A 23,748-nucleotide genomic window follows, 5' to 3' on the forward strand; every position below is an offset into this window, starting at 1 on the left:
AGATTATCCGCCACAGACACACTGCTGCCTCACGCACAGCAATTGTTGACAGCCTGTTGTTTAAACAACTTACCGGAAGCAAAAGACAGGCAATATTTTGGTTGAAAGCCTTTAGCAAATTTATCAAGGGTGGAAGTTACTCAATCGCCTGACCGCTTCCTGCAAGGTAGCGTCATCCTTAGCAAAGCAAAAGCGAATCAAACCTTCGCCAGCGGCGCTTTGATAAAAGGAACTGCCCGGGATGCTGGCAACACCCGTCTGTTCCAAAATAGCTAATGCTGCGGCCTTGGCTGTGGGATAACCGAAATGGGCGATGTCGGCCAATACGTAGTAAGCACCTTGCGGCACCAGCGGCGTCAACCCAGCAGCCTGCAGGCCGGCGCAAATGATGTCGCGCTTGCGTTGATACTGTGCTCGCAGCTGCTGAAAATAGTCCGGCGGCGCCTGCAAGCCCGCCGCTGCGCCGTATTGCAAAGGCGACGGCGCGCAGACGTAGAGTAAATCGTTAACCAAATTTATCGCCTGCGCCAATGCCGGTTCGGAGACCGCATAGCCCAGGCGCCATCCGGTAATGCTAAAAGTTTTGGAAAAGCCCATGATGCTGACGGTACGCTTGGCCAGATTGCCGACGCTGGCCGGGGAAATATGTGGCACGCCGTCATAGGTGATGTATTCGTAGATTTCATCGGAAATCACCAACAGATTATGCTGTTCAGCCACTCTCTCGATGATTGCCAACTCGGCGACACTGAATAACTTACCGCTGGGGTTGCTGGGCGTGCAGACCACAATTGCTCGGGTATTGGGTTTTAAAGCGGCACGCAACTCAGCTTCGTCGAGGGCGAAAGTCGGTGGCGTCAAGGTTAAAAATTGCGGTTCCAGGCCGTTGAGCAAAATCGTATTCAGATGGTAGCCGTAGTAAGGCTCCATCAGCAAAATGCCATCGCCCGGGTTCAATAGCGCCGTTAAGGTGGCTGCGAATGCACCCGTCGTACCACCGCTAATCACGATTTGGGTATCCGCATCGACTTCCAGACCATTGTCGCGCTTCAGTTTGGCGGTAATCGCCTGCCGTAATGGCGGCACGCCTTCGGAAGGCGTATAGGTATTTAGGCCGTCTTGAATGGCCTTGATTGCACCGTCGCGCACCAATGCCGGGGCCGGCAAATCGCCCAGCCCCTGCCCCAGGTTAATTCCGCCAACGCGTTCGCATTCGCGGGTCATCAAACGGATGTCGGATGGCTGTAAGTTGGCGATCCGGTTGGCAGCTGGGAAAGTCATCGGCAAAATTTTTAAAAGTCAGTTAAAAAAGAAGCGCCATAGCGGCGCTTGAAGTTAGGAGCGTGTTGAATAGATTAAAAGCGCCGCGACCGGCCGAATTGCAAGGAAAACTGGCTCATCGACAAATCGATTGATTGTCCCGGACTCAATGGATTTGGGCCGGTGATGGTTTTCTGCGGCGAATACATGAACGCAAAACTGAGTTCGTCTTGTTTGCTAAGCGCGTGACTTAAGCCGCCGGTCAAGTGCCATTCCTGCACCCCAGGCGCCAGAATATTGAACAGCACCTCGGAACCTTCGATGGGTTGTTGCCCATAACTTAGGCCGCCGCGCCAAATCCAATCCGGGCTTTGCTGCCACTGCACCCCGGCTTTATAAATCGTCATGTCGTTCCAGCCAAAACCGCGACCGTCGGCATACCCCAGCAAATTGCCCTGGAAGGTATTGCCGACCGATTTAATCTCGCTGTAGCGGATATGCTCGACATCAAAGTTGGTGGTCAGCGCCTTGGTAACATCCCAGGACAAACCGACATTAAAGCTGTCCGGAATATCAAAACCACCGCCCTGGGCAAATAAGCCCGAATAGCGTTCAAACTTGGACATATAAATGCGGCTTTTGTAAGACGCACCCAGCCGCAGCCCTGGCAGCAACTCAGCCAAACCGCCTATCCGAAAACCGGCGCCGAAAGAATAATCGCGCCCCTGATCCGATAAATGATCCGGTTCACTGGAAAAACCAAATTGACCGAATGTATTCAGGCCTCTGGCCTTGAAAGTCTGCGCTGCAAAAATCGGCGAAATCCCCAGCGCATATCGGCCTTTGGCAAACGAATGCGCGTAGGTGCCGACGATAAAGGCCTGCGCCATGTCGATGCCTGTACGACCGGCGCCGAAGGTACCGTTAGCCCCGGTAAACAAGCCATTACCGTTGACCAGTGGTTTGTAATCAGTGTTCATGCCGCCATTGCCGTACATGGCCAAACCGAGGGTTTGCGCAGCGTCTAATTTGTAACTCCAACCCAATGTCGGCACCGGGAAATACTCGCTGTCGCTTTCGACCGACCCGGTCCCTAACATGCCGCCGCCGTTAACTCGATACTCGCGATGCGGACTGAATAATTCAAACTCCAAATCCAGACGATCGCCGACATACGCCAGACCAGCTGGATTAATCGCGGAAATAATCGCATCCTGCGCAAAAGCGGTGCTCGCCCCCGCCAAGGCCTTGCTCCTGGCGCCGTAGCTGTGGGCAAAATAGCCGTTGGTTGCGTTGGCTGGAAATGAGGCAGTAACTGCGATTACGGCACCCAACCATGGCAGAAAGGTTTTTGACAACGTCATGTAAGGTTTCCCAAGTGAAAAGCTTGAGGAAATTCTATCCAGCGCCAGACTCTCTTTAAAAACGATATATTTCGATGTCTATTTCAGAAATTAGCATAACGACGGCAATCCCCACCCAAACCGCCGAGCCCCTAATTTCGCATGTTTAGCTAACACCCCCGCATCGCAAACTCCTAAGCCTTGACCTGCCTCTACACAAACATCTAAGCAACAAACATTGCTAGCTCAGCAGCAATCTCCCGTCGATTCCAACACATCCACCAGCAGATCCTTATGAATTTTAAGGATTGCAGTTTAGCGGCATGACATTTGCTTCGTGGTCCAATAACCACGATCAAGTAGCTCATCGATGATCGTCATTTAATTGCTTATGAGCCTACTGATCGAAAAACGGCATGGATCAAGAAACTTTGGGCAAAACGTGTGTTGACCGGAAAAAACATAGCTTGACCGACGCCGAATCCCGCTTTAGCAGAATCTATTTCAAATCGACAGGAGTTAACATGCACAAATTGCTATACCGAACGGCTGGTTTAACAGCGTTTATCATCGCCGGTTGCAGTTCGCTACATCAAAATAGCCTCAAATTAGCCAGCGATGCCACCGGCGCCACTCAGGTCAAAAGCATTGAATTTAGCGGTACCGGTCGCTGGTATCAGTTCGGACAAGCGCCGAGTCCCGATTTACCCTGGCCGCCCTTTGCGCTGAAAAACTACACGGCCGACATCAATTACGAAACCGCCAGCGCCCGCGTGCAAATTAGTCGCTTGCAAGAGATAGAGCCCGGACGCAATCGCCCGCAACCGACCGAGCAGAAGGTTGATCAATACGTCAGCGGCGCCTATGCCTGGAACGTTGCCCCGCCTGCCGCAGGCGCCAGCAGCGCAACTCCTACCATCACCGCGCAACCGACAGCAATCGAAGAGCGCGCTGCGGAAATATGGGCCACACCACAAGGATTTTTAAGAGCGGCGCAGACCCATCAGGCCACAATCGAAGAAAAAGGCAACGACACCCAAGTGTCCTTTACCTTGGACGGCAAATACCGCTACCAGGGCACCCTGAACGCCAACAACCAACTGACGAATGTGAAGACCTGGATTGACAACCCGGTATTGGGCGATACCTTGGTAGAAACTCAATACAGCGACTACAAGGTATTTGACGGTGGGTTGTTTCCCAGTCACATCGTGCGTCTGCAAGGCGGCTATCCGGTATTGGATTTGAACGTAACAACCGTAAAAGCCAACCCGACAGTAGACATTCCGGTACCTGCCGAAGCAGCCAAGAAGCCGAACACTATCGTCGCAGCTAACAAACTAGCGGACGGCGTTTATTATTTGACTGGCGGTACGCACCATAGCGTGGCCATCGAACAACTTAACCATGTCGTCTTGGTAGAGGCACCGCAGAACGAAGAACGCTCACTCGCTCTGATCGAAAAACTGAAGGAAACCATCCCCAATAAGCCGATCAAGTATGTTATTAACACCCATGCACATTTTGATCACAGCGGCGGTTTGCGCACCTTTGTCGATACAGGGGCCACGATCGTCACCCATCAGCCCAATCAAGCCTATTACGAAAAAATTTGGTCTGCTCCCCACAGCATTCGCCCCGATAATCTGGAGAAGTCCAAAAAAACCCCAAACTTCATTAACTTTGCCGGTAAGCAGGTAATTTCTGATGGCAAACGTAACATCGAGATTCATTCCTTGACTGGCAACAGCCATAACGACGCCTTTGTCGCGGTGTATTTGCCCAAAGAGAAGATATTGATAGAAGCGGATGCTTACACGCCGCCAGCCGCCAACGCCCCAGCCCCCACCTCTGTGAATCCTTATTCTCTAAACCTGTATGAAACCATTCAAAAGCTTAAATTGGATGTTGGCCAAATAGCTGCATTGCATGGCCCCCGTGTGGTAACCCTTGCGGATTTGCGAGTGGCGGTTGGCCTGACCAGAGTGGCAAGATAAATCCAGCCATTCCAGTTATCTTGCATTCCGGCGGCTAATGACTGACCGCTCGCAATTCTCCGACGCTGAATCGCTGAAACAGCGTCGGAAATTCGCTTATTCCCGGCAGAGATGAATTTAAAGCCACGGGTGTTATTGCTTGTCGACGCCTTAACTCACAGGCCGAGTGAGTCCCCGAACAGGCCCAGGACTTACGCTGGCCGGCATCCATACCATCCGTTCGCAAACTTTACCTACACGTATCCCAGCATGAACCAACAAAATTCCGCTTTATCTTCGTCGAGCAAGCGCCGGCCCTGGCTGTGGACCGGCACGTTACTGGTTGTGAGTCTGGCCGGCGCCGGCGTCTATTTTCAGCATAGCGAAGCCGCCCAGGATACCAAAGCCGAGCGCGGCGGAGGCAAAGGCCGGCGTTTTTTTGAGCAACAAGACGCTCCCGCCGTCGTCGCCACCCAGTCCGCCGGCAGCGGCGATTTTCCGGTTTATCTGAACGCGCTCGGCACCGTCACCGCGTTGCGCACCGTCTCCGTCAAACCCCGCGTGGACGGCGAACTGGTCAAAGTAGCGTTCAGCGAAGGCCAAATGGTCAAAGCCGGCGATTTGCTGGCGGAAATCGATCCGCGGCCCTTCCAAGTGCAATTGCAACAAGCCCAAGGCCAGTTGCTGCGCGACCAGGCGCTGTTAAAAAACGCCGAACTGGATCATGCCCGCTATGAAACCTTGCTGGCGCAGGATTCCATCGCCGCCCAGCAAACCGTCACCCAGGCATCACAGGTCAAGCAATATCAAGGCAACGTGGAAATGGATCAGGCCTTGGTCGATAGCGCTAAGTTACAACTCGGTTACGCCAAGCTGACCGCGCCGATCTCGGGTCGCGCCGGCCTGCGGCAGATCGACCAAGGCAATATCGTTCGCGCCAACGACGCCAACGGTTTGGTGGTAATCACCCAATTACAGCCGATCAGCGTGGTGTTCACCTTGCCGGAAGATAAATTGCCGGAGGTAGTAAAGCGCTATCGCGACGGTCAGGCTATTAAAATAGAGGCCTACGACCGAGGCGGCAAGCTGAAGCTGGCGGAAGGCAAGCTTACCGCGCTGGACAATCAGATCGACCCGACCACCGGCACCATCAAACTAAAGGCGCAATTCGACAATCAGGAGCAAACCCTGTTTGCTAATCAATTTGTTAACGTGCGCATGCATCTGGATACCTTGCACGGCGTCACGCAGATACCCAGCAGCGCCTTGCAACACGATACCCAGGGCGCGTTTGTGTACGTGGTCGATGCCGAAAATATTGCCCATTTGCGCCGCGTCGAACCCGGCCCCAGCGAAGGCGAAAAGGTGGCTATCCAAAACAACCTGGCCCCCGGCGAACAACTCATCCTCACCGGCATAGACCGGGTCAAGGACGGCGGCGTGGTGGATGTGGCCGAGAAAGACGGACAAGCGGTCGCCGCCAAACCGGAATTGCATCCCAAGCCGGAAGACGAACCCGGCAAACGTAGGCGGCGCGGATAAGTCATGAGTCTTAGCGATCCGGGCAAGGCCGGCTTCAATCCTTCGCGCCTATTCATCCTACGGCCCGTAGCCACCTCCTTGTTGATGGTGGCTTTGTTGTTGGTCGGCATACTGGCCTATCGGCTGTTACCGGTCTCGGCGCTGCCGCAGGTCGATTACCCGACCATCCAGGTTACCACCCTGTATCCCGGCGCCAGCCCGGAAGTGATGACCTCCATCGTCACCGCGCCGCTGGAACGGCAGTTCGGACAAATGCCCGGCTTGACTCAAATGAGCTCCACCAGCTCCGGCGGCGCGTCGGTGATCACCTTGCAGTTTAACTTGCAGTTGGATCTGGACGTTGCCGAACAAACCGTGCAAGCCGCGATCAACGCCGCCGCCAACTTTTTACCCGACGATTTACCGCAAGCGCCGATTTACAGCAAGGTCAACCCGGCCGACACGCCGATTATGACCCTGGCGGTCAGCGCCAAATCGCTGCCCTTATTTAAGGTAGAGGATCTGGTCGATACCCGGCTGGCGCAAAAAATCGCCCAATTGCCCGGCGTCGGCATGGTCAGCATCAGCGGCGGGCAAAGGCCGGCGGTGCGCATTCAGGCCAATCACAAAGCACTCGCGGCCTACGGCATCAGTCTGGAAGATGTGCGCAGCGCGATTGCCGCCGCCAACGTCAATCAACCCAAAGGCTCAATCAACGGCCCAACTCGCGCCGCGACGATAGACAGCAACGATCAATTGCGTTCGCCAGCCGAATACCGCGAGCTGGTGGTGGCTTACAAAAACGCCGCGCCGGTCAAACTGGCGGACGTCGCCGAAGTTGTGGACGGCGCCGAGAACGTGCGCCTAGCCGCCTGGGCCAACGACAATGCAGCCGTCATCGTCAACATCCAGCGCCAACCCGGCGCCAATGTGATCGAGGTTGTGGATAGGATTCAGGAACTGCTCCCCAAGCTTCAAGCCTCACTACCGCCCGGCATCGAAGTCAAAGCGTTAACCGACCGTACCGTGACGATCCGCGCCTCTGTGCATGACGTGCAATTCGAATTGCTACTGGCCGTGGCGCTGGTAGTGATGGTGATATTCCTGTTCCTGCGCAATATCCCGGCCACCATCATTCCCGGCATTGCGGTGCCGCTGTCTCTAGTAGGCACCTTTGCGGCCATGTATCTAGCCGATTTCAGCATCAACAATTTAACCCTGATGGCACTAACCATCGCCACCGGCTTCGTGGTGGACGATGCCATCGTGGTGATCGAAAACATCTCCCGCTATATCGAGCGCGGCGAAACGCCGTTGCAAGCGGCTTTGAAAGGCTCCGCGCAGATCGGCTTTACCATTATCTCGCTGACTTTTTCGCTGGTGGCGGTATTGATTCCGCTACTGTTCATGTCGGATGTGGTGGGCCGGCTGTTTCGGGAATTTGCGATTACGCTGGCGGTGGCTATCTTGATTTCAGCAGTGGTGTCCTTGACCCTGACACCGATGATGTGCGCGAAACTGCTGCGCCCCAGCACCGGCACCGGCACCGACAATCATAAAGAAGATGAAATCGGCGACGACTGGTTCGGCCGTTTGATCAAGGCCTATGGCCGCAGCCTGAGTTGGGTGATGCAACGACAAACGGCAACCTTGCTGGTGTTTTTCATCACCGTGGCATTGACCGCAGCGATGTATATCTGGATACCGAAAGGCTTTTTCCCCAGCCAGGATACCGGCATCATTCAAGGCTTTTCCGAAGCGCCGCAAAACGTCTCGTTTCCGGCTATGGCCGAACAACAGCAAAAGCTGGCTAAATTGATACTTGAAGATCCGGCCGTGGAAAGTCTGTCGTCATTTATCGGCGTCGATGGCGTCAACGCCACGCCCAATAGCGGCCGGTTTTTGATCAATTTAAAACCGCACGATCAACGACCGCCGGCCAGCGACATCATCACCCGCTTAAAAACCAGACTAGCCGAATCGCCCGGCAGCGTGTTGTATCTGCAACCGGTGCAGGATTTGACGATGGAAAACCGGGTCAGTCGCACCCAATACCAATTTACCCTGGAAGGCGCCGACATCGACGATTTGAACCGATGGACCGGCAAGCTGGTAGATGCCTTGCAAGGCCGGCCGGAGTTTGCCGACGTGGTCAGCGACGTGCAGGACCAGGGTCGCCAAGTGTTTGTGAAGATCGACCGCGCCACCGCCAGCCGGCTGGGTGTCAGTACCGCAGCTGTGGACAACGCCTTATACAGTGCCTACGGTCAACGCCTGGTCTCGACCATTTTCACCCAGGCCAATCAGTACCGGGTGGTATTGGAAGTCGATCCGTCCGAGCAAACCGGCCCGCAAGCCTTAAACGAATTACGCATACCTTCCACCAACGGCATGCAAGTACCGTTGTCGGCCATCGCTGAACTGTCGGAACGGCCGACCACGCTGGCAATCAGCCATCTGGATCAATTCCCGGTGACGACTGTCTCGTTCAATCTGGCGCCCGGCTATGCACTGGGCGATGCGGTCGCCGCCGTCGATGCCGCCAAAACCGAGATCGAATTGCCGTTAGCCATCCGCAGCGAATACCAAGGCGCCGCGCAAGCCTTCAAGGCCTCGCTGGGCAATACGCTGTGGCTGATTCTAGCCGCCATCGTCACGGTCTATATCGTGCTGGGCGTGCTCTATGAAAGTTACATTCACCCCATCACTATTCTGTCCACCCTACCCTCGGCCGGCGTCGGCGCGTTATTGGCTTTGCAAGTCTCCGGCGGCGACCTGGGCATCATCGGCATCATCGGCATCATTTTGTTGATCGGCATCGTCAAGAAGAACGCGATCATGATGATCGACTTTGCGCTGGAAGCGGAACGGAAGCAACATCTGCCGCCCGAGCAGGCCATTTTTCAGGCTTGCTTGTTACGCTTTCGGCCGATTTTGATGACCACCTTGGCCGCGCTATTGGGTGCCTTGCCGTTGATGCTGGGTAGCGGCGTCGGCTCCGAGTTGCGCCATCCTCTGGGTATCACGATGGTCGGCGGCTTACTGCTTAGCCAATTGTTGACGCTGTACACCACGCCGGTAATTTATCTGGCCATGGACAGGTTGGCGCGGCGGGTTAACGCCGGTCTGGGGCTGAATCAAGTGGAACAAGCGGCAGAGGACCCAAGCCAACCATGAACCTGTCCGAATTATTCATCCGCCGCCCGGTCGCCACTACCTTATTGACCATAGCCATTGCCTTATGCGGCGTGCTGGCATTTTTGAATCTGCCTATCTCCTCGTTGCCGCAAGTGGACTTTCCCACCGTATCGGTGCAGGCGCAGATACCCGGTGCCAGCGCCGAGACGATGGCCGCGACGGTCGCCACGCCGCTGGAACGCGCACTGGGTCGGATCGCCGGGGTTACGGAAATGACCTCCAGCAGTTCCCAAGGCTCTACGCAGATTACGCTGCAATTTGATCTAAACCGCGACATTGACGGTGCCTGCCGCGACGTGCAGGCCGCGATCAACGCCGCCGCCAGCATGTTGCCCAGCAATATGCCCAATCGACCCAGCTACCGCCGTGACAATCCGTCTGATTCTCCGATACTGATTCTGGCACTGACCTCGGACAGTTTCACGCGCGGCCAGATGTACGATTCTGCCTCGACGATTTTGCTGCAAAAAATTTCGCAAATCCCCGGCATCGGCCAGGTACAGATCGGCGGTGCCGCCTTGCCGGCAGTGCGCGTGGAACTGAACCCCAACGCCCTGAGCAAATACGGCATTGGCTTGGAAGACGTGCGCAACACCGTCGCCCAAACCAACGTCACTCGGCCCAAGGGTGTAATAGAAAATGCCAATACCCGCTGGCAGATTCAAGCAAACGACCAGGCCCGCAAGGCCGAGGAATATCTACCGCTGATCGTCGCGTATCGTAACGGTGCGCCGGTGACGATTGCCGACTTGGGCGAAGCGGTCGATTCCGTGGAGGATTTGCGCAATACCGGCTCCAAAAACGGCAAGCCCTCGGTGCTGTTGATCATCCGCAAGCAACCCTTGGCCAACGTCATTCAAACCGTCGATCAGGTATTGGCCGTGCTGCCACAGTTGCGGGCGGCATTGCCCAGTAACATCGATCTTTCGGTGGTCGTGGACAGATCCCTATCCATCCGTGCCTCGATTACAGAAGTCGAACATGGCCTGTTCGTCGCGGTGGTATTGGTGATTCTGGTGGTGCTGGTGTTCCTGCGCAATCCGCGCTCGGCGGCGGTACCCATCGTCGCAGTGCCGGCCTCCCTGCTGGGCTCTTGCGCGGTGATGTATTTCTGCGGCTTCAGTATCAACAACCTGACTTTGATGGCCTTGACCATATCCACCGGCTTTGTGGTGGACGATGCGATTGTGGTGGTGGAAAACACCAACCGGCATATCGAGGAAGGCGTCGCGCCGTTCCGCGCGGCGCTGTTGGCTGCCAAGGAAGTGGGATTTACGGTATTGGCGATGAGCGTGTCACTGGTGGCGGTGTTCCTGCCGATTTTGTTAATGGGCGGCGTGCCGGGTAGGCTGTTTCGGGAATTCGCTGTAACCTTGTCGGCGGCGGTACTGGTCTCGCTGGTGATCTCGCTAACTACCACCCCCATGCTGTGCGCGCGCTGGCTGGGTAAGGAATCCAAGGAACATGGCGCCGTCTATCACGGCATAGGCGCAGCTTTCGATTGGATACAAAACATCTACCGGATCAGCCTAAGTTGGGCCTTGCGCCATGGCCGCATCATGCTGAGCTTGTTGCTGGCGACCATCGCTTTAAACATTTATTTATACGGCGCTATCGATAAGGGCTTCTTCCCAACCCAGGACGGCGGCCGCTTGTTGGGCGAAATTCAAACCGATCAGAACACCTCGTTCCAAACCCTGCAAAAGCAGTTCGCGCAAATCTCCGAGATTTTGCAAAAAGACCCGGCGGTTGCGAATGTCGCCGGTTTTGCCGGTAGTTCGCAAAGTAGCAACAGTGCGCGGATTTTCGTTACCTTAATTCCCCACGAACAACGCGACGGCGTCGAGGTGGTGATGGAACGCTTGCGCAAGGCGGCGGGCCGGGTTCCAGGCGCCAGTTTGCATATGTTTCCGGCTCAGGAACTGCGGATAGGTGGACGCATGTCGTTTGGCATGCTGGATTACACCCTGCAGGCCGACGACCTTGATTTATTGCGAGCGTGGACACCCAAGGTACAAGCCGCGCTGGCTCGGTTGCCGGAATTGAGCGACGTCAGCACCAGTCAACAGGACAAGGGCGAACAAATCGGCCTGACCGTCAACCGCGATCTGGCCGCGCGTTACGGCGTCAGTCAGGCCTTGATCGACAACAGCCTGAACAGCGCCTTCGGGCAGCGTCAGGTGTCGGTGATTTACAATCCGTTGAACCAATACCGGGTGGTGATGGAACTGGCGCCGCAATACTGGCAATCACCGGATAGCCTGAAACAACTCTATATCAGCGCACCGGGCAGGGCCGGCTCCGACGGCACGCCGGCACAGCCCAAGCAAGTACCTCTGTCGGCGCTGGCCGGCTTTGCACCCAGCAACGCACCGTTGTCGGTTCATCACCAAGGCCAGTTTGCGGTGACCGAATTATCGTTTAATTTAAAGCCCGGCATATCTATGTCCACTGCCGATGCCGCTATCAACCAGGCCTTGCGCGACATCGGCTTGCCGGCCGCCATCACCGGCAGCTTTCAAGGTTCTGGTAAGGCGTTTCAGGAAGCCTTGCGCAGTCAACCCTGGCTGGTCTTGGCCGCGCTGATCAGTATTTACATCGTGCTGGGCGTACTTTACGAAAGCTTGATACATCCATTGACGATTCTGTCCACCCTGCCCTCGGCCGGCGTCGGCGCCTTGCTGGCCTTGATGGCTTGCGAAAAAGAGTTCAGCATCATTGCGCTGATCGGCGTGATTTTGCTGATCGGCATCGTCAAGAAAAATGCGATCATGATGATAGACTTTGCGTTGCTGGCCGAACGCGAGCGCGGCCTGGATTCGCGCGAAGCGATCTTTCAGGCCTGCATGCTGCGCTTCAGACCCATCCTGATGACCACGCTGGCCGCGCTGTTCGGTGCTTTGCCGCTGGCCTTGGGCAGCGGATACGGTGCGGAATTGCGCCAGCCCTTGGGGATTTCCATCGTGGGAGGCCTGCTTTTCAGCCAGCTTTTGACTTTGTATACAACGCCGGTTGTTTATTTGTACCTCGACCGGTTCCGGCTGTGGATGCACGGCCGCTTTTCCAACCGCGCCGCTAGCCCAGCGCCACATTCCATCTAAACCGATAGTCATGCGTTTAAGAATAAACCCACCGTTGCTTGCTTCCTTACTGACCTTGCCGTTGGCTGCCTGTACGGTAGGCCCGGATTATGTGCGTCCGCAAGCCAATATCTCCGAGGAATTTAAAGAAGTGAAAGGCTGGAAGCAGGCCCAGCCGCGCGATACCGGCTTGCCCGGCAAATGGTGGGAAATTTTTAACGACCCCAAACTGAACGAACTGGAAGAACAGGTCGCCGCCACCAACCAGTCCATCATCCAGGCCGAAGCCCAATATCGGCAAGCCCAGCATCTGGTGCAATCGGTGCAATCGTCCTTGCTGCCGGTGGCGACATTGACCGGCACCTTCAACCGCTTCCGCGCCGCCACCGGCCAGAACGTCGCGGTGGGCGGGGTGCGCAACCTGTTCGGCCAGGCGGTCGGCGTGGCCTGGGAGCCGGATTTATGGGGCAGCGTACGCCGCCAGGTGGAAACCAATACCAGCAATGCCCAGGCCAGCGCCGCGACTTTGCATGCTTTGATACTGTCCAGCCAATCGGCATTGGCGGACAGTTATTTTCAAATGAAAACACTGGACGCCCAAAAAGCCTTATTGGATGAAACAGTGACGGCTTTTACAAAAACCCTGGAAATTACCAAAAACCGCTATGCCGTCGGCGTGGTAGCCAAGGCCGATGTGGTGCAAGCGGAAACTCAATTGGAAACCGTGCGTGCCCAATCTATCGATCTGGGCGTGCAGCGTGCCAAGCTAGAACATGCCATCGCGGTACTGATAGGCAAATCGCCGGCGGAACTGGCGTTGGCACCCGCGCCTCTGGACGCACAGCCGCCGGGCATTCCGGTCAGCCTACCGTCTGAACTGCTGGAGCGCCGCCCGGACATCGCCGCCGCCGAACGCAAAATTGCCGCTGCGAATGCGCAGATCGGCGTCGCCAAAGCCGCTTATTTTCCGACGCTGAATCTGGCCTCGACCAACGGTTTTCAGTCGCCGACCGCCGACACCTTGTTTACGATGGCACGGCGTTATTGGTCCTTGGGGCCGGCCGGACTGGCGTTGACCTTGTTCGATGGCGGGGCCAAAAATGCCCAGTATAAACAGGCGATAGACGCCTACGACGCTACTGTCGCCGGATATCGACAAACGGTACTTACCGGCTTTCAGGAAGTGGAAGACAACCTGGCCGCATTGCGGATACTGGAGGAAGAAACTCAGGTGCAGGACAAAGCCGTGGCGGCGGCCAAACAGGCCTTGGCGCTAACCAATAACCAGTACCAGGCTGGTACCGTGAGTTATATAAACGTGATGACTGCACAAACCGCCGCTCTAGCCAATCAACAAACTGCTACGCAATTGTTGGGGCAACGTTTGTCGGCTTCTGTGATGCTGGTAAAAGCTCTCGGTGGCGGCTGGAACGAAACCCTGGTGCCCACCGAAGACGAAGCCGACGGCGACCGAAAATGGACGGATTATTTGATTTTGCCGCTGGTGGAATAATCGCAGGGAAGATCAGACGCAAGACCACCATTGCACACTACTTGCAGTTGCAACAATGGCGGGGTAAACCTACAAAGGCTGTTTTGCTTGGTAAATCTCTGCCTGCCGACTCAAGAAATTAATTCTAAAGGGGATAAAAACCTGCTTATCCCCCGCACCACCCTAATCCAAACACCCCCCATCCGTTGACACCCTTCGTGGTTGGTCTACATTTATCGGCAGTTCGGTTTAGCCGTTAAGCTTTCAACAACCGGCCAAGGCGGACATCAATTGAATTCACGCCACTATTAAATAATTGAGCATAAGGAATCTTAATGAACAAAGAAGCGGCGAAGGCGCATATTCTGAAAAATTTAATGCCGGGAGATTCTCTAGTCGGATTTTTCATCGCCCAGCAACCTTTCAAACTTTGGTTGTTTTTTATCATCGGCCCTCTGGCTGTATTGAGCATGAAGCAATATTTCATTGCCGTTACTCAAAAAGGCATCCATTTTCACCGTTTAAACTTATTGGGGAAATTTGCAAGCGACGACTTTTTTGCCTTCAATGAAATTGCCACCGTGAAAATCGGCAAGGGCATGCTGCAAAGGCCGATGAAATTTACATTTAATAACGGCCGAAATATCTACATTAAAGCGCAGCTAAAAGGCGTGGAAAAAGTAGCCAAGCTTGACGAAGCCACGCAAAAACATATTCAACAACACATTGCCGTCGTTAAATGATCTTGTTTTTTATTGTGACGGCAGCCTATACCGCGCTGCTGCTGTTTTACAGACCATCGCCGAGCAGCCTGAAAGACGCCCCGCTGACTTTCTTGGAAAACTTTAAGCAAATTAAAGCGGCGTTGTTTTCCGGTTTGTTGCTTTTTAGTATTTTTCTAGTTACCAGCGACTTTGGCTTTAATGAGATCGATCAGCGGCTTTATCGTTTATTTGCATTGAACAATATTTCGGCAGCGGCGATTTTATGGCCGCTGCAAGCCATCACGCATTTATTTATCCACATTAACTTTCCGCATGTGCTGACCAATGTAGCCGGCCTGGGCATCGCTGCGGCGTACGAACGGCAAGTCGGCTCGGGCCGATTTTTAATGGTGTTGCTGGTAGCCGGCTTGTCCTCTATCCCCTCAATCCTGTTCTATGCCGAGCCTATTGCGATCTGCGGTATTTCCGGCGGCGTATTCGGTTTAGCTGCCGCTTACTTCACCGACCAGGAGGGTCTGAGCATCAAAGAGTGGCTGTATGCGGTACTTATCTGTGGCGTGTTTTTGGTGGTTTTGTCCTTCGGAAACAGCATGGAATATAAAGCAAACGGTCAACTGCAATTTAAAATCGATCATTACGGTCATGCCCTGGGTGCGCTGGGGGCTATCGTTTACTGCCGTTTTAGACCTAGAAAAACGGCCGACAAGCCTTTGCCAAACTATTGACCGGCCCTATTTATCTCGGGCATTCCGTTCGGACTGAGCTCGCCTAAGCCCAGGGCGAACGGTATTTAAGGGCCGGGTTAATAACAGGATGGCTTTGAATTTATTCCGGTATTCGTCCGTAAACAACCGTCGCGGCATGATTTGATTAGCTGTTGATTGAAAAACGGCAACAGCCCCTAAAAGGTAACAACCACATCGGCACCAAAGATAAATTGGCTGTCCTTATTGCGTTCGTCGTAAGCATCGACGCCTTGCGACCAGTCGTAGCGGGCTTCAGGTCTAAACATCAACCATTTCGCCGGTTTCCAGTTTAGGCCGACTGTCGCCGCATAGTAATTGGCAGGCCCAGTCGCCAGTACCGCACAACTCGGGCACATTTGGCCCACCCGGACGCCGTCGTCATCCCTAAACCATTCGCCGCGCAGGCCCACGCCCACCGTATCCGACAGGTCGTATTTCAATTGGGAATGGATGCCGTACCATTCGGCGTCGGCGAAGTTGTTCAGCGGGTGTTGTTGTTCGATACCGTGGTCGTGCTGCAACACGTAATGCCAGCGTTCGGCAAAGTTATGCTGGAATACCAGACTGTAAAAGGTGCGGTTATCGCGCTTGTTGATGCCGGTCTGGCGCTGAAATTCGCGTAGATTGTTGTTGCTGTTGACGTCGCCGGTAATCAGCGTCGCGGTAAACGAGGTTGCTGCATCGTCGCTGGTCCAGGTTGCGCCGCCCAGAAAATTCCAGTTTTCCATGTTTTTGTCGAAACCGTCCCAGGCGCCGTTGCCGTCCAGTACACCGTTTAGTTTGGTGTGGCCACCGGTCACCGCGCCCAGTGTCACGCTGAGATTTTTATGGACCGGATAAGTCGTGGTCATGCCGAAATGGGTAAACGGCTCGCCGTACTGGAAGGTATAGGGGTGAGTGTAGAAAAAATTGTCCGGCGACAAGCCGGTCTCGTAACCCATGATCGTATAAAACCGGCCAATACGCGTGGTCAGGCCCTTGCCTATCGGCGTAAAAATATCCAAATAGGCATTTGGGATCGCCAGTTTGTAAAAGCGCTCGTCGGAACCAATTAATCGGTTATCCCAATGGCCGCCGCCGTAGGGATTGATAGTATTAAAACGGGCGTCGCTGCCGTACATCAGCGTCAGTTTGCCGCCGACGTCCCAATGGTCGCCGCCGGTATCGACGTCGCGGATCAATTCGCCGCCGAACTGGTGCAAATTGAATTCGTTGGCCCGGTCGGCAAACACCACGGTGCCGTTGTAACCGTCGCCGGGGTCGTTGGCGTTGTAAACAATACCGGCATCGGCCCAACTATGGACGCGCAAGCCGGCTGCTTTCATCCAGGGCAAATCGTTGATCATGGATAAGCCATTTAACAAACCGGCGCGTTCCTCGGCCGGCAATGGCGACATCGCCAACAATAACGGTGCGGCGTACAGCCATTCGCGGATTCGTAAAGATGAGTGTGGCATGGTGTTCTCCTGTCGAAAAATGAATCGTCGAAGTTTTTCGGACGCAAGCGCGGCCGGCAGCCGTTTAGTCGGGACGGGCAAGATAGGCGCGCCAGCCGCCGTAATCGGTAATGTCCAGTGCCTCACCCACGGCGGCCGTTTCGCAGACGAAGCCCTGCACGCTAGTGCCGTCCTGCAATTGCACGCTGCCTATACCCAACGGCGGCGGTATTTCGGCGACGAATTCGCCGTAACGGCTGACCGGTAAGGCCCAGACCTCGACGGCAATTGCCGCGCCGGGTTCGGCGCGGACCATACCGGGCCGCTTGCCGTCCGGCAACGCATATAGCCGGTAGGTCGAGGCGGTGTGCGTGCGTTGCAGTAAGACGCCGCCGCGGCCGGTCAAAAGATGGTTTAGCGGCAGGCCGGACAGATGCGCGCCGCACACCGCGACCCGGATGAAGCCGAAGGTGTCTTCAGTGCTCGCGTCGGGTAATTCGGAGCTTAAGGTTGCGGAGACGCCCAGCGCATGCGGCGCCAATTGCTCGCGCCGTTTCGCCAAAGCCAGCAAGGCCCGGTCGGCAAAGGCCGGCGCGCACAAGGTGATGCCGAACGGCAGGCCATTGGCGCGAAAACCAGCCGGCAGCGCAATGGCGCTTAGGTCGAGCAGGTTCATGAAATTGGTGTAATAACCTAATCGACTGTTCAATTCGAGCGGATTGTCTTCGACTGCCGCGATCCGGTAGATGGTGCCGGTGGTCGGCGTGACCAGTACATCAATTTGCCGCCAGATCGCATCGCTTCGCACCTTCAATTCCTGCAACCGGTAAAATGCTTGCCAGGCATCGGCCGCCGACAAGTCCGCGCCGTTGGCCAAAATGGCGCGGGTAACCGGGAATAGCGCTTCCGGGGAGTTTTGCAACAGCTCGCCGGCAACCAAATAGCGCTCGGCCAGCCAAGGCCCGGCGTAAAGCAGGCTGGCGGCGTCCAGCAAGGGCTGGATGTCCACTTCGACGGCGCTGCCGCCTTGCCGGACTAGTTCCGCAACCGCCTCGGCGAATAATTCGCTGGCGGCAGCATCGCCGAAAAATTGCAGTTGCTCCGGCTTAGGTACACCGAAACGGAAGCAGCCGGCGAAGCCTGGCGGCACAGGCAAGGGTTGGTCGGGACGGTTGTAAGCATCCGCATCGTCGTAAACGTTGGCGACCCGTATTACCCGTTCCGCGTCGGCGGCCGTCAACGTGAAGATCGATACGCAATCCAGGCTGCGGCAAGCCGGCACCACGCCGGAAGTGCTTAACAAGCCCTGCGTCGGCTTGACGCCGACCAGATTATTGAACGCCGCCGGTACCCGGCCGGAACCGGCGGTGTCGGTGCCCAGTGCAAAGCTGGCCAACCCCGTCGCTACCGCGACCGCCGAACCCGAGCTGGAACCGCCGGCGATGTAAGCCGAATCGAAACTGTTTTGGCACACACCATACGGCGAGCGGGTTCCGACCAAACCGGTCGCGAACTGGTCCAGATTGGTCTTGCCGACCGGAATCGCCCCGGCGGCGATCAATTGCCGCACCACAAAAGCCGATTGCTGCGGCTGGTAGGCGTAAGCCGGACAGCCTGCGGTAGTGGGTAGACTGGCCAGATCGATGTTGTCCTTGATCGCAAACGGAATGCCGTACAAGGGCAAGTCGTCCGGCGATTTGTCCGCCAACGCCGCAGCATAAGCCCGCATCTGCGGCAGCGATAAACGGCTGATCCAGACGCCGCGCGCCGGCGCGGATTCCAGGCGTTGCCAGAGCATGTCCACCAACGACGCCGGCGTCAATTCTCCATCCCGGTAAGCTTGGCTGAGGCTAGCGATGCTCAGTACCTCGGGCAATTCGGTCCAAGCCGTCATGCGTCCTCCCCGGCCTGCAGCACCAGCAAATCTTGGCCGGCGCTGATCTGGGCGCCTTCGTTGCAAAATACTTTCCAGACCGTGCCGTCTTCCGGCGCCGGCACCGGAAACTCCATTTTCATCGATTCGACCACCACCAAGGCGTCGCCTTTCCTGACGCTATCGCCGGCCTGAACCAATACCTGCCAGACATTGCCGGCGATATGGCTGGCCACGGCCCGGGCGCCGGGCGGCAAGTCTAATTCGGTATCGATGGCCGCCGCCGCGACGGTCTGGTCGTCGGCATAAACCTGGCCGGCTTGCTCCCAGCGTTCGCGTTCTGCGTCGAAGGCCGCTTGTTGGCGGCTTTTGCATTCGGCAATCTCGTCGGCGTGTTCGCGCAGAAAGTCGTTGTATTGGCGCAGGCTGAAGGTTTCCTCGCGAATATCCAGCTTGAGCTTGCCGCTGAGCACATCTTGTCGGTAACGCAGCAATTCCTCGGCGGATACCGGATAAAACCGAATTTGGTCGAAAAAGCGCAGCAGCCAAGGCTTGCCGTCGCGAAAATCGGCGGTTTGCCGGTAGCGATTCCACATCGGCACGGTGCGGCCGACGAACTGATAGCCGCCCGGGCCTTCCATGCCGTAGACGCACAGGTAAGCGCCGCCGATGCCGACTGCATTCTCCGGGGTCCAGGTTCGAGCCGGGTTGTATTTGGTCGTCACCAGTCGGTGGCGCGGATCGATCGGGGTTGCCACCGGTGCGCCGAGATAGACGTCGCCCAAGCCCATCACCAGATAACTGGCGTTGAACAGGATCTCCTTGACCTGTTCGATGCTGTCCAGGCCGTTGATGCGGCGGATGAATTCGATATTGCTCGGACACCACGGCGCATCCTTGCGCACCGACTGCATGTATTTTTCGATGGCCAATTGGGTGGACGGGTCGTCCCAGGACAGCGGCAGATGGACGATGCGGGTCGGCACTTCCATGTCTTCGATGCCGGGCAATTCGGCTTCGGCCTGCGCCAGAATCCGCATCAGTTCGTCCAGCTCCAAGCTTCGATCATAATGCACTTGCAAGGAACGTATGCCCGGCGTCAGGTCAACAATGCCGGGAATGCCGCGCTGTTGCAGGCAAGTCATCAAGGCGTGCACCCGAAAGCGCAGATTCAGGTCCAAAATCAATGGCCCGTATTCGACCAGTAGGTTGCGGTCGCCGGCCTGGCGGTAGGTGACGGCTACCTGATCTTCTCTGGCCGGCGTTGCGGTGACGATACAGCTTTCCTGGGCATCCGTTTCCGCTGGCAATTCGGGCAAAGCCGCATCGGCAGGATTGGCTATGACCCGTTCGACCTCGGCATCCAGATGTGCAGCCTGTTCGCGGTTCAAGCGGATAAAGCGCACGGTATTACCTGGCTTCAGTTGGCCCAGTTTCCACAATTCCGCAGCGACCACCGTAGCCGGACAGACAAAGCCGCCCAGACTGGGACCGTCCGGACCGAGTATCACCGGCATATCGCCGGTAAAATCCACGGCGCCTATCGCATAGGCGTTGTCGTGGATGTTGGACGGGTGCAGGCCGGCCTCGCCACCGTCGCTACGCGCCCAACGCGGTTTCGGGCCGATCAGGCGAATGCCGGTACGGTTGGAGTTGTAATGCACTTCCCAATCGGTCGCGAAGAATTCGGCGATGTCCGCATCGGTAAAAAAATCCGGCGCGCCGTGCGGCCCGTAAAGCACACCGATGTGCCAATGCTCGGCGTAGACAGGTAGCGCGGCCGAATTCGGCACGACTTCCTCGGTCATGGCGATTTCCACCGCAATCGGCAACACGTCGCCGACCCGCAGCACCCGGCCGCCGTGGCCGCCGAACTGGCCCAAGGTAAACGTGGCGCGGCTGCCCAGATATTCCGGCACGTCGAAGCCGCCTTGGATCGCCAGATAAGTTCGGCAACCCTGGCCGGCAATAGTACCCAGTTTCAATACGTCGCCGGCGGACACTTGAATGGCTTGCCAGAATGCCACCGATTCGCCGTTCAACTCGGCTTGCATCGCCGCGCCGGTCAAAACGATGCGGGTGGCGAAATTGAAGCGCAGGCAGGGACCGTTGATCGCCATTTCCAGACCGGCCGCGTGTTCCGGGTTGCCCAAAATCCGGTTCCCTAAACGAAAGGCCAGCATATCCATCGGCCCGGACGGCGGTACGCCTACGTCCCAATAACCCAGGCGGCCCGGATAGTCCTGGATCATGCTTTGGGTGCCGGCTTCCAGCACATCCAAGGTGCGCGGACGATAAGTCAGTCCGGCTAGATAAGCGGTGATCTGCCGGCCGCTGCGAAACACGTCGTCGGCGACGATCTGCCGTAAATAGGCCAGATTGGTTTCTATACCGGCCAAACGGGTGTTGGCCAGTGCGGCGTGCATCTCCGCCAACGCCTGTTCGCGGTCGGCGGCGTGGACGATGACCTTGGCCAGCAACGGATCGTAATGCGGCGTGACTTCCAAGCCGTTTTCCAGCCAATGGTCGATCCTGACTGCGGCCGGAAACCGGCAATCGGTCAACAGGCCGGCCGAGGGTTGGAAGTTTTTGTTCGGGTCTTCGGCGTAGACCCGAACCTGCATCGACCAGCCCCGCGGCGCGTGCCGGTATCGATCCAGAAACCCGCTATCGCCGGCCGCCAGCCGCACCATCCACTCGACCAGATCGGTGCCGGTGACTTGTTCAGTGACACCGTGTTCGACTTGCAGCCGGGTGTTGACCTCCAGAAAATAAAACTCGCCGCTGTCCTGGTCGTAGACGAATTCGACCGTGCCGGCCGAACGGTAAGCCACCGCCTCGCCCAGTGCCAAGGCATGGTTGTAAAGCGCAGCGCGCGTCGCCTCGCTGATGCCTGGCGCCGGGGTTTCCTCGATCACTTTCTGGTTGCGACGCTGTACCGAACAATCGCGCTCGCCTAAATGGATCACCCGGCCCGCGCCGTCGCCGAATATCTGCACCTCGATATGGCGGGCGCGTTCGATGAATTTTTCCAGATACAGGCCGCTGTCCTTGAAATTGGCCGCGCTCAAGCGCTGCACCACGGCAAACGCCTCGCTCAGTTCGGTATCGTTGCGGCACAAGCGCATGCCGATACCGCCGCCGCCGGCAGTGCTTTTCAGCATCAACGGATAGCCGATGTCGGCCGCCGCTTGCAAGGCCTGGGCGATATCCGCCAGCAAGCCTGTGCCCGGTAGTAACGGTACTCCGCAGGTTTTGGCAATCTCGCGGGCAGTATGTTTCAAGCCGAAACGCCGCAATTGCTCCGGGGTCGGGCCGATAAAGACGATACCGGCCGCCGCGCATTGTTCGGCAAATTCGGCATTTTCGCTCAGAAAGCCGTAGCCGGGATGGATGGCCTGGGCGCCGGTGGCCTTCGCCGCTGCCAAAATCCGCTCGCTGCGCAAATAGCTGTCGGCCGCCGCCGCGCCGCCGACGCAAACCGCTTCGTCGGCATCCTGCACGTGGCGGGCGTGGGCGTCGGCTTCGGAATACACCGCGACGCTGGCGACCCCCAATTGCTTTAAGGTCCGAATGATGCGGCAGGCGATTTCGCCGCGATTGGCGATCAATACCTTGTTAAACATGAATCCTCTTCTGGCGGGCCGTCCCGCCTTGCTTTGCCAACGCCGGGTCGTCCCGGCGCGGATTACGGGTCAATCCCAGATCAGCAGGCGCACCGGCGTCGGGTTGTAGGCGTTGCACGGATTATTCAGTTGCGGGCAGTTGGAAATCAGCGCGATGACGTCCATCTCGGCCCGCATTTCCACGTATTTACCCGGCGCGGAAATGCCGTCGGCAAAGGTCAATTGACCGTCTGCCGTGACCGGCACGTTCATGAAAAAATTGATATTGCTGGCGATGTCGCGCTTGGCCAGCCCGCAGTCGGCGTGGCCGATGGCCAACAAAAAGCTGTCGCGGCAACTGTGCATGTGCTTCTTATCCAGGGCATAGCGCACGCTGTTGCTCTCGGCGGCACAAGCGCCGCCCAAGGTATCGTGGCGACCACAGGTGTCGGCCACGATGGTCAGCAGCACGTTACCCTCGCCGGACATCAGCTTGGTGCCGGCACTCAGGTACAAATTACCTTGGTGGCGTATCGTGTCGGTGGCGCTGTAGCGTTCTTCATGGTCGGCGGCGCTGTAAAACAAGGTGTCGACGGCTTGGTTGCCTTCCAGATCCAAGATGCGGAAGGTCTGGCCTTGTTTGATGGTATATAGCCAGGGTTCGCCGGCCGGCAAGGTGTAATCGTAAAGTGCGGTGCTCGGGTCGAGCGTGCTTTCGACGATGGGCATAGGTTGGTTCTCGTAAAATCGGTGATTACAGGAAATAGCGTTCGGTATTGGTAAAGCCGCGGCTGTTTTCCGGGCGGAAATTGCGACATTTATCGTCCTGGTCCGGCAAATCGCCACGGTAAGCCTCGAGCTTTACCGATTTGGGCTGGTAATGCGGATTCGGGTCCAGTGGATGCGGGCAGGTGCTGAGCAGCACCAGCGTGTTCAGTTCAAAGCGCAGCTCTACTTGGTTGCCGGGGGTGGAATGTCCAACTTGATATTGCAGATTGCCATCGTCGTCGGCCGCGATCTTGCTGAAGAAGTTGACGTTGGCGACCAGGTCGCGCTTGCCCAAGCCCCACTTTTCCAATTCGATCAATAAGCTGTCGCGGCCGTTGCGATACATGGCATTGCGATGGCTTTGGTAACTGGCCGTGCCGTATTTGGCCAGCACGTGTGCGGCGTCGGATACACCGCACACCGTGTCGTGCCAGCCCAGCGTATCGGCGGTAATCGAGCACAACACCCGGCCCATGTCCGAATAGCAGACAAAGCCTTCGCTCAGATGAAAGGTATGTTGGGCCTTCAGCGTGTCGGCCATGTTGTAGCGCTCAGTGCGTTCGTCGTCATTGATAAACAAGGCCGCCAGATTGGCGCCGCCTTCGCAATCGGTCAGGCGCAAGCGGTTGCCGCGCCGCATCCGGAACGAGGTATGGGCGCCGGCCGGCAGATTTTCGCTCCACAGCAGGTCTTCGTTATTTATAGAGGCTAAGCTCATCGTGGTC

Annotated in this window: 14 protein-coding genes; 7 read left to right on the forward strand and 7 right to left on the reverse strand. The window is 56.7% G+C overall.

The window, feature by feature from the left end:
* Nucleotides 1-123 precede the first annotated feature (123 nt).
* Both METH11B_RS0104005 and METH11B_RS0104010 read right to left on the reverse strand, forming a co-directional pair.
* Nucleotides 124-1,281, reverse strand: coding sequence for a pyridoxal phosphate-dependent aminotransferase (locus METH11B_RS0104005; protein ID WP_026600905.1), 1,158 nt, complete (start codon nt 1,279-1,281; stop codon nt 124-126).
* 74 nt (nt 1,282-1,355) lie between these two features.
* Nucleotides 1,356-2,624 (reverse strand): OmpP1/FadL family transporter, encoded by a 1,269-nt coding sequence (locus tag METH11B_RS0104010; protein WP_026600906.1) that lies wholly within the window; start codon nt 2,622-2,624, stop codon nt 1,356-1,358.
* Nucleotides 2,625-3,127: 503 nt separating this feature from the next.
* Here METH11B_RS0104010 and METH11B_RS0104015 point away from each other — a divergent pair.
* The 7 genes from METH11B_RS0104015 to METH11B_RS0104045 all read left to right on the forward strand — a co-directional run bounded on the left by METH11B_RS0104015 (nt 3,128) and on the right by METH11B_RS0104045 (nt 15,320).
* Nucleotides 3,128-4,600, forward strand: coding sequence for an MBL fold metallo-hydrolase (locus METH11B_RS0104015; protein WP_051427036.1), 1,473 nt, complete (start codon nt 3,128-3,130; stop codon nt 4,598-4,600).
* A gap of 249 nt (nt 4,601-4,849) precedes the next feature.
* A complete protein-coding gene (locus METH11B_RS0104020) occupies nt 4,850-6,121 on the forward strand; it encodes an MdtA/MuxA family multidrug efflux RND transporter periplasmic adaptor subunit (protein ID WP_026600908.1) in 1,272 nt (423 codons plus the stop codon).
* A 3-nt stretch (nt 6,122-6,124) separates the two neighbouring features.
* A complete protein-coding gene (locus METH11B_RS0104025; RefSeq protein WP_026600909.1) occupies nt 6,125-9,277 on the forward strand; it encodes an MdtB/MuxB family multidrug efflux RND transporter permease subunit in 3,153 nt (1,050 codons plus the stop codon).
* A complete protein-coding gene (locus METH11B_RS0104030) occupies nt 9,274-12,399 on the forward strand; it encodes an efflux RND transporter permease subunit (RefSeq protein ID WP_026600910.1) in 3,126 nt (1,041 codons plus the stop codon). The genes METH11B_RS0104025 and METH11B_RS0104030 overlap by 4 nt, the downstream gene beginning before the upstream one ends.
* A 10-nt stretch (nt 12,400-12,409) precedes the next feature.
* A complete protein-coding gene (locus METH11B_RS0104035; RefSeq protein WP_026600911.1) occupies nt 12,410-13,891 on the forward strand; it encodes an efflux transporter outer membrane subunit in 1,482 nt (493 codons plus the stop codon).
* 314 nt (nt 13,892-14,205) lie between these two features.
* Entirely contained in the window at nt 14,206-14,613 is a 408-nt protein-coding gene (locus METH11B_RS0104040; protein WP_026600912.1) for a hypothetical protein, read from the forward strand.
* A complete protein-coding gene (locus METH11B_RS0104045; RefSeq protein WP_026600913.1) occupies nt 14,610-15,320 on the forward strand; it encodes a rhomboid family intramembrane serine protease in 711 nt (236 codons plus the stop codon). The genes METH11B_RS0104040 and METH11B_RS0104045 overlap by 4 nt, the downstream gene beginning before the upstream one ends.
* Before the next feature lie 176 nt (nt 15,321-15,496).
* Here the strand turns inward: METH11B_RS0104045 and METH11B_RS0104050 are convergent, their stop codons facing one another.
* The 5 genes from METH11B_RS0104050 to METH11B_RS0104070 form a co-directional block, all read right to left on the reverse strand.
* Nucleotides 15,497-16,798 carry a porin gene (locus METH11B_RS0104050; RefSeq protein ID WP_026600914.1) on the reverse strand — a complete coding sequence of 434 codons (1,302 nt, stop codon included), beginning with the start codon at nt 16,796-16,798 and terminating at the stop codon, nt 15,497-15,499.
* A 64-nt stretch (nt 16,799-16,862) separates the two neighbouring features.
* A complete protein-coding gene (gene atzF, locus METH11B_RS0104055; protein WP_026600915.1) occupies nt 16,863-18,671 on the reverse strand; it encodes an allophanate hydrolase in 1,809 nt (602 codons plus the stop codon).
* Complete coding sequence (gene uca, locus METH11B_RS0104060; RefSeq protein ID WP_026600916.1) at nt 18,668-22,276, reverse strand: urea carboxylase; 3,609 nt, start codon at nt 22,274-22,276, stop codon at nt 18,668-18,670. Before uca ends, atzF begins: the two co-directional genes overlap by 4 nt.
* 69 nt (nt 22,277-22,345) lie before the next feature.
* Nucleotides 22,346-22,984, reverse strand: a complete 639-nt coding sequence (locus METH11B_RS0104065; RefSeq protein ID WP_020481361.1) for an urea amidolyase associated protein UAAP2 — start codon at nt 22,982-22,984, stop codon at nt 22,346-22,348.
* A 25-nt stretch (nt 22,985-23,009) separates the two neighbouring features.
* Nucleotides 23,010-23,741, reverse strand: a complete 732-nt coding sequence (locus METH11B_RS0104070; protein WP_026600917.1) for an urea amidolyase associated protein UAAP1 — start codon at nt 23,739-23,741, stop codon at nt 23,010-23,012.
* Nucleotides 23,742-23,748 lie beyond the last annotated feature (7 nt).

It is taken from the genome of Methylomonas sp. 11b (assembly GCF_000515215.1).
In the GTDB taxonomy this organism is placed as follows: Bacteria; Pseudomonadota; Gammaproteobacteria; order Methylococcales; family Methylomonadaceae; genus Methylomonas.

What these genes read in the sequence shown, in the direction of transcription:
- METH11B_RS0104040 (WP_026600912.1), top strand. Translation starts at nt 14,206, where the DNA reads ATGAACAAAGAAGCGGCGAAGGCGCATATTCTGAAAAATTTAATGCCG.
- METH11B_RS0104035 (WP_026600911.1), top strand. Translation starts at nt 12,410, where the DNA reads ATGCGTTTAAGAATAAACCCACCGTTGCTTGCTTCCTTACTGACCTTG.
- METH11B_RS0104020 (WP_026600908.1), top strand. Translation starts at nt 4,850, where the DNA reads ATGAACCAACAAAATTCCGCTTTATCTTCGTCGAGCAAGCGCCGGCCC.
- METH11B_RS0104070 (WP_026600917.1), bottom strand. Translation starts at nt 23,741, where the DNA reads ATGAGCTTAGCCTCTATAAATAACGAAGACCTGCTGTGGAGCGAAAAT.
- METH11B_RS0104050 (WP_026600914.1), bottom strand. Translation starts at nt 16,798, where the DNA reads ATGCCACACTCATCTTTACGAATCCGCGAATGGCTGTACGCCGCACCG.
- METH11B_RS0104010 (WP_026600906.1), bottom strand. Translation starts at nt 2,624, where the DNA reads ATGACGTTGTCAAAAACCTTTCTGCCATGGTTGGGTGCCGTAATCGCA.
- METH11B_RS0104005 (WP_026600905.1), bottom strand. Translation starts at nt 1,281, where the DNA reads ATGACTTTCCCAGCTGCCAACCGGATCGCCAACTTACAGCCATCCGAC.
- METH11B_RS0104030 (WP_026600910.1), top strand. Translation starts at nt 9,274, where the DNA reads ATGAACCTGTCCGAATTATTCATCCGCCGCCCGGTCGCCACTACCTTA.
- atzF (WP_026600915.1), bottom strand. Translation starts at nt 18,671, where the DNA reads ATGACGGCTTGGACCGAATTGCCCGAGGTACTGAGCATCGCTAGCCTC.
- uca (WP_026600916.1), bottom strand. Translation starts at nt 22,276, where the DNA reads ATGTTTAACAAGGTATTGATCGCCAATCGCGGCGAAATCGCCTGCCGC.
- METH11B_RS0104045 (WP_026600913.1), top strand. Translation starts at nt 14,610, where the DNA reads ATGATCTTGTTTTTTATTGTGACGGCAGCCTATACCGCGCTGCTGCTG.
- METH11B_RS0104025 (WP_026600909.1), top strand. Translation starts at nt 6,125, where the DNA reads ATGAGTCTTAGCGATCCGGGCAAGGCCGGCTTCAATCCTTCGCGCCTA.
- METH11B_RS0104015 (WP_051427036.1), top strand. Translation starts at nt 3,128, where the DNA reads ATGCACAAATTGCTATACCGAACGGCTGGTTTAACAGCGTTTATCATC.
- METH11B_RS0104065 (WP_020481361.1), bottom strand. Translation starts at nt 22,984, where the DNA reads ATGCCCATCGTCGAAAGCACGCTCGACCCGAGCACCGCACTTTACGAT.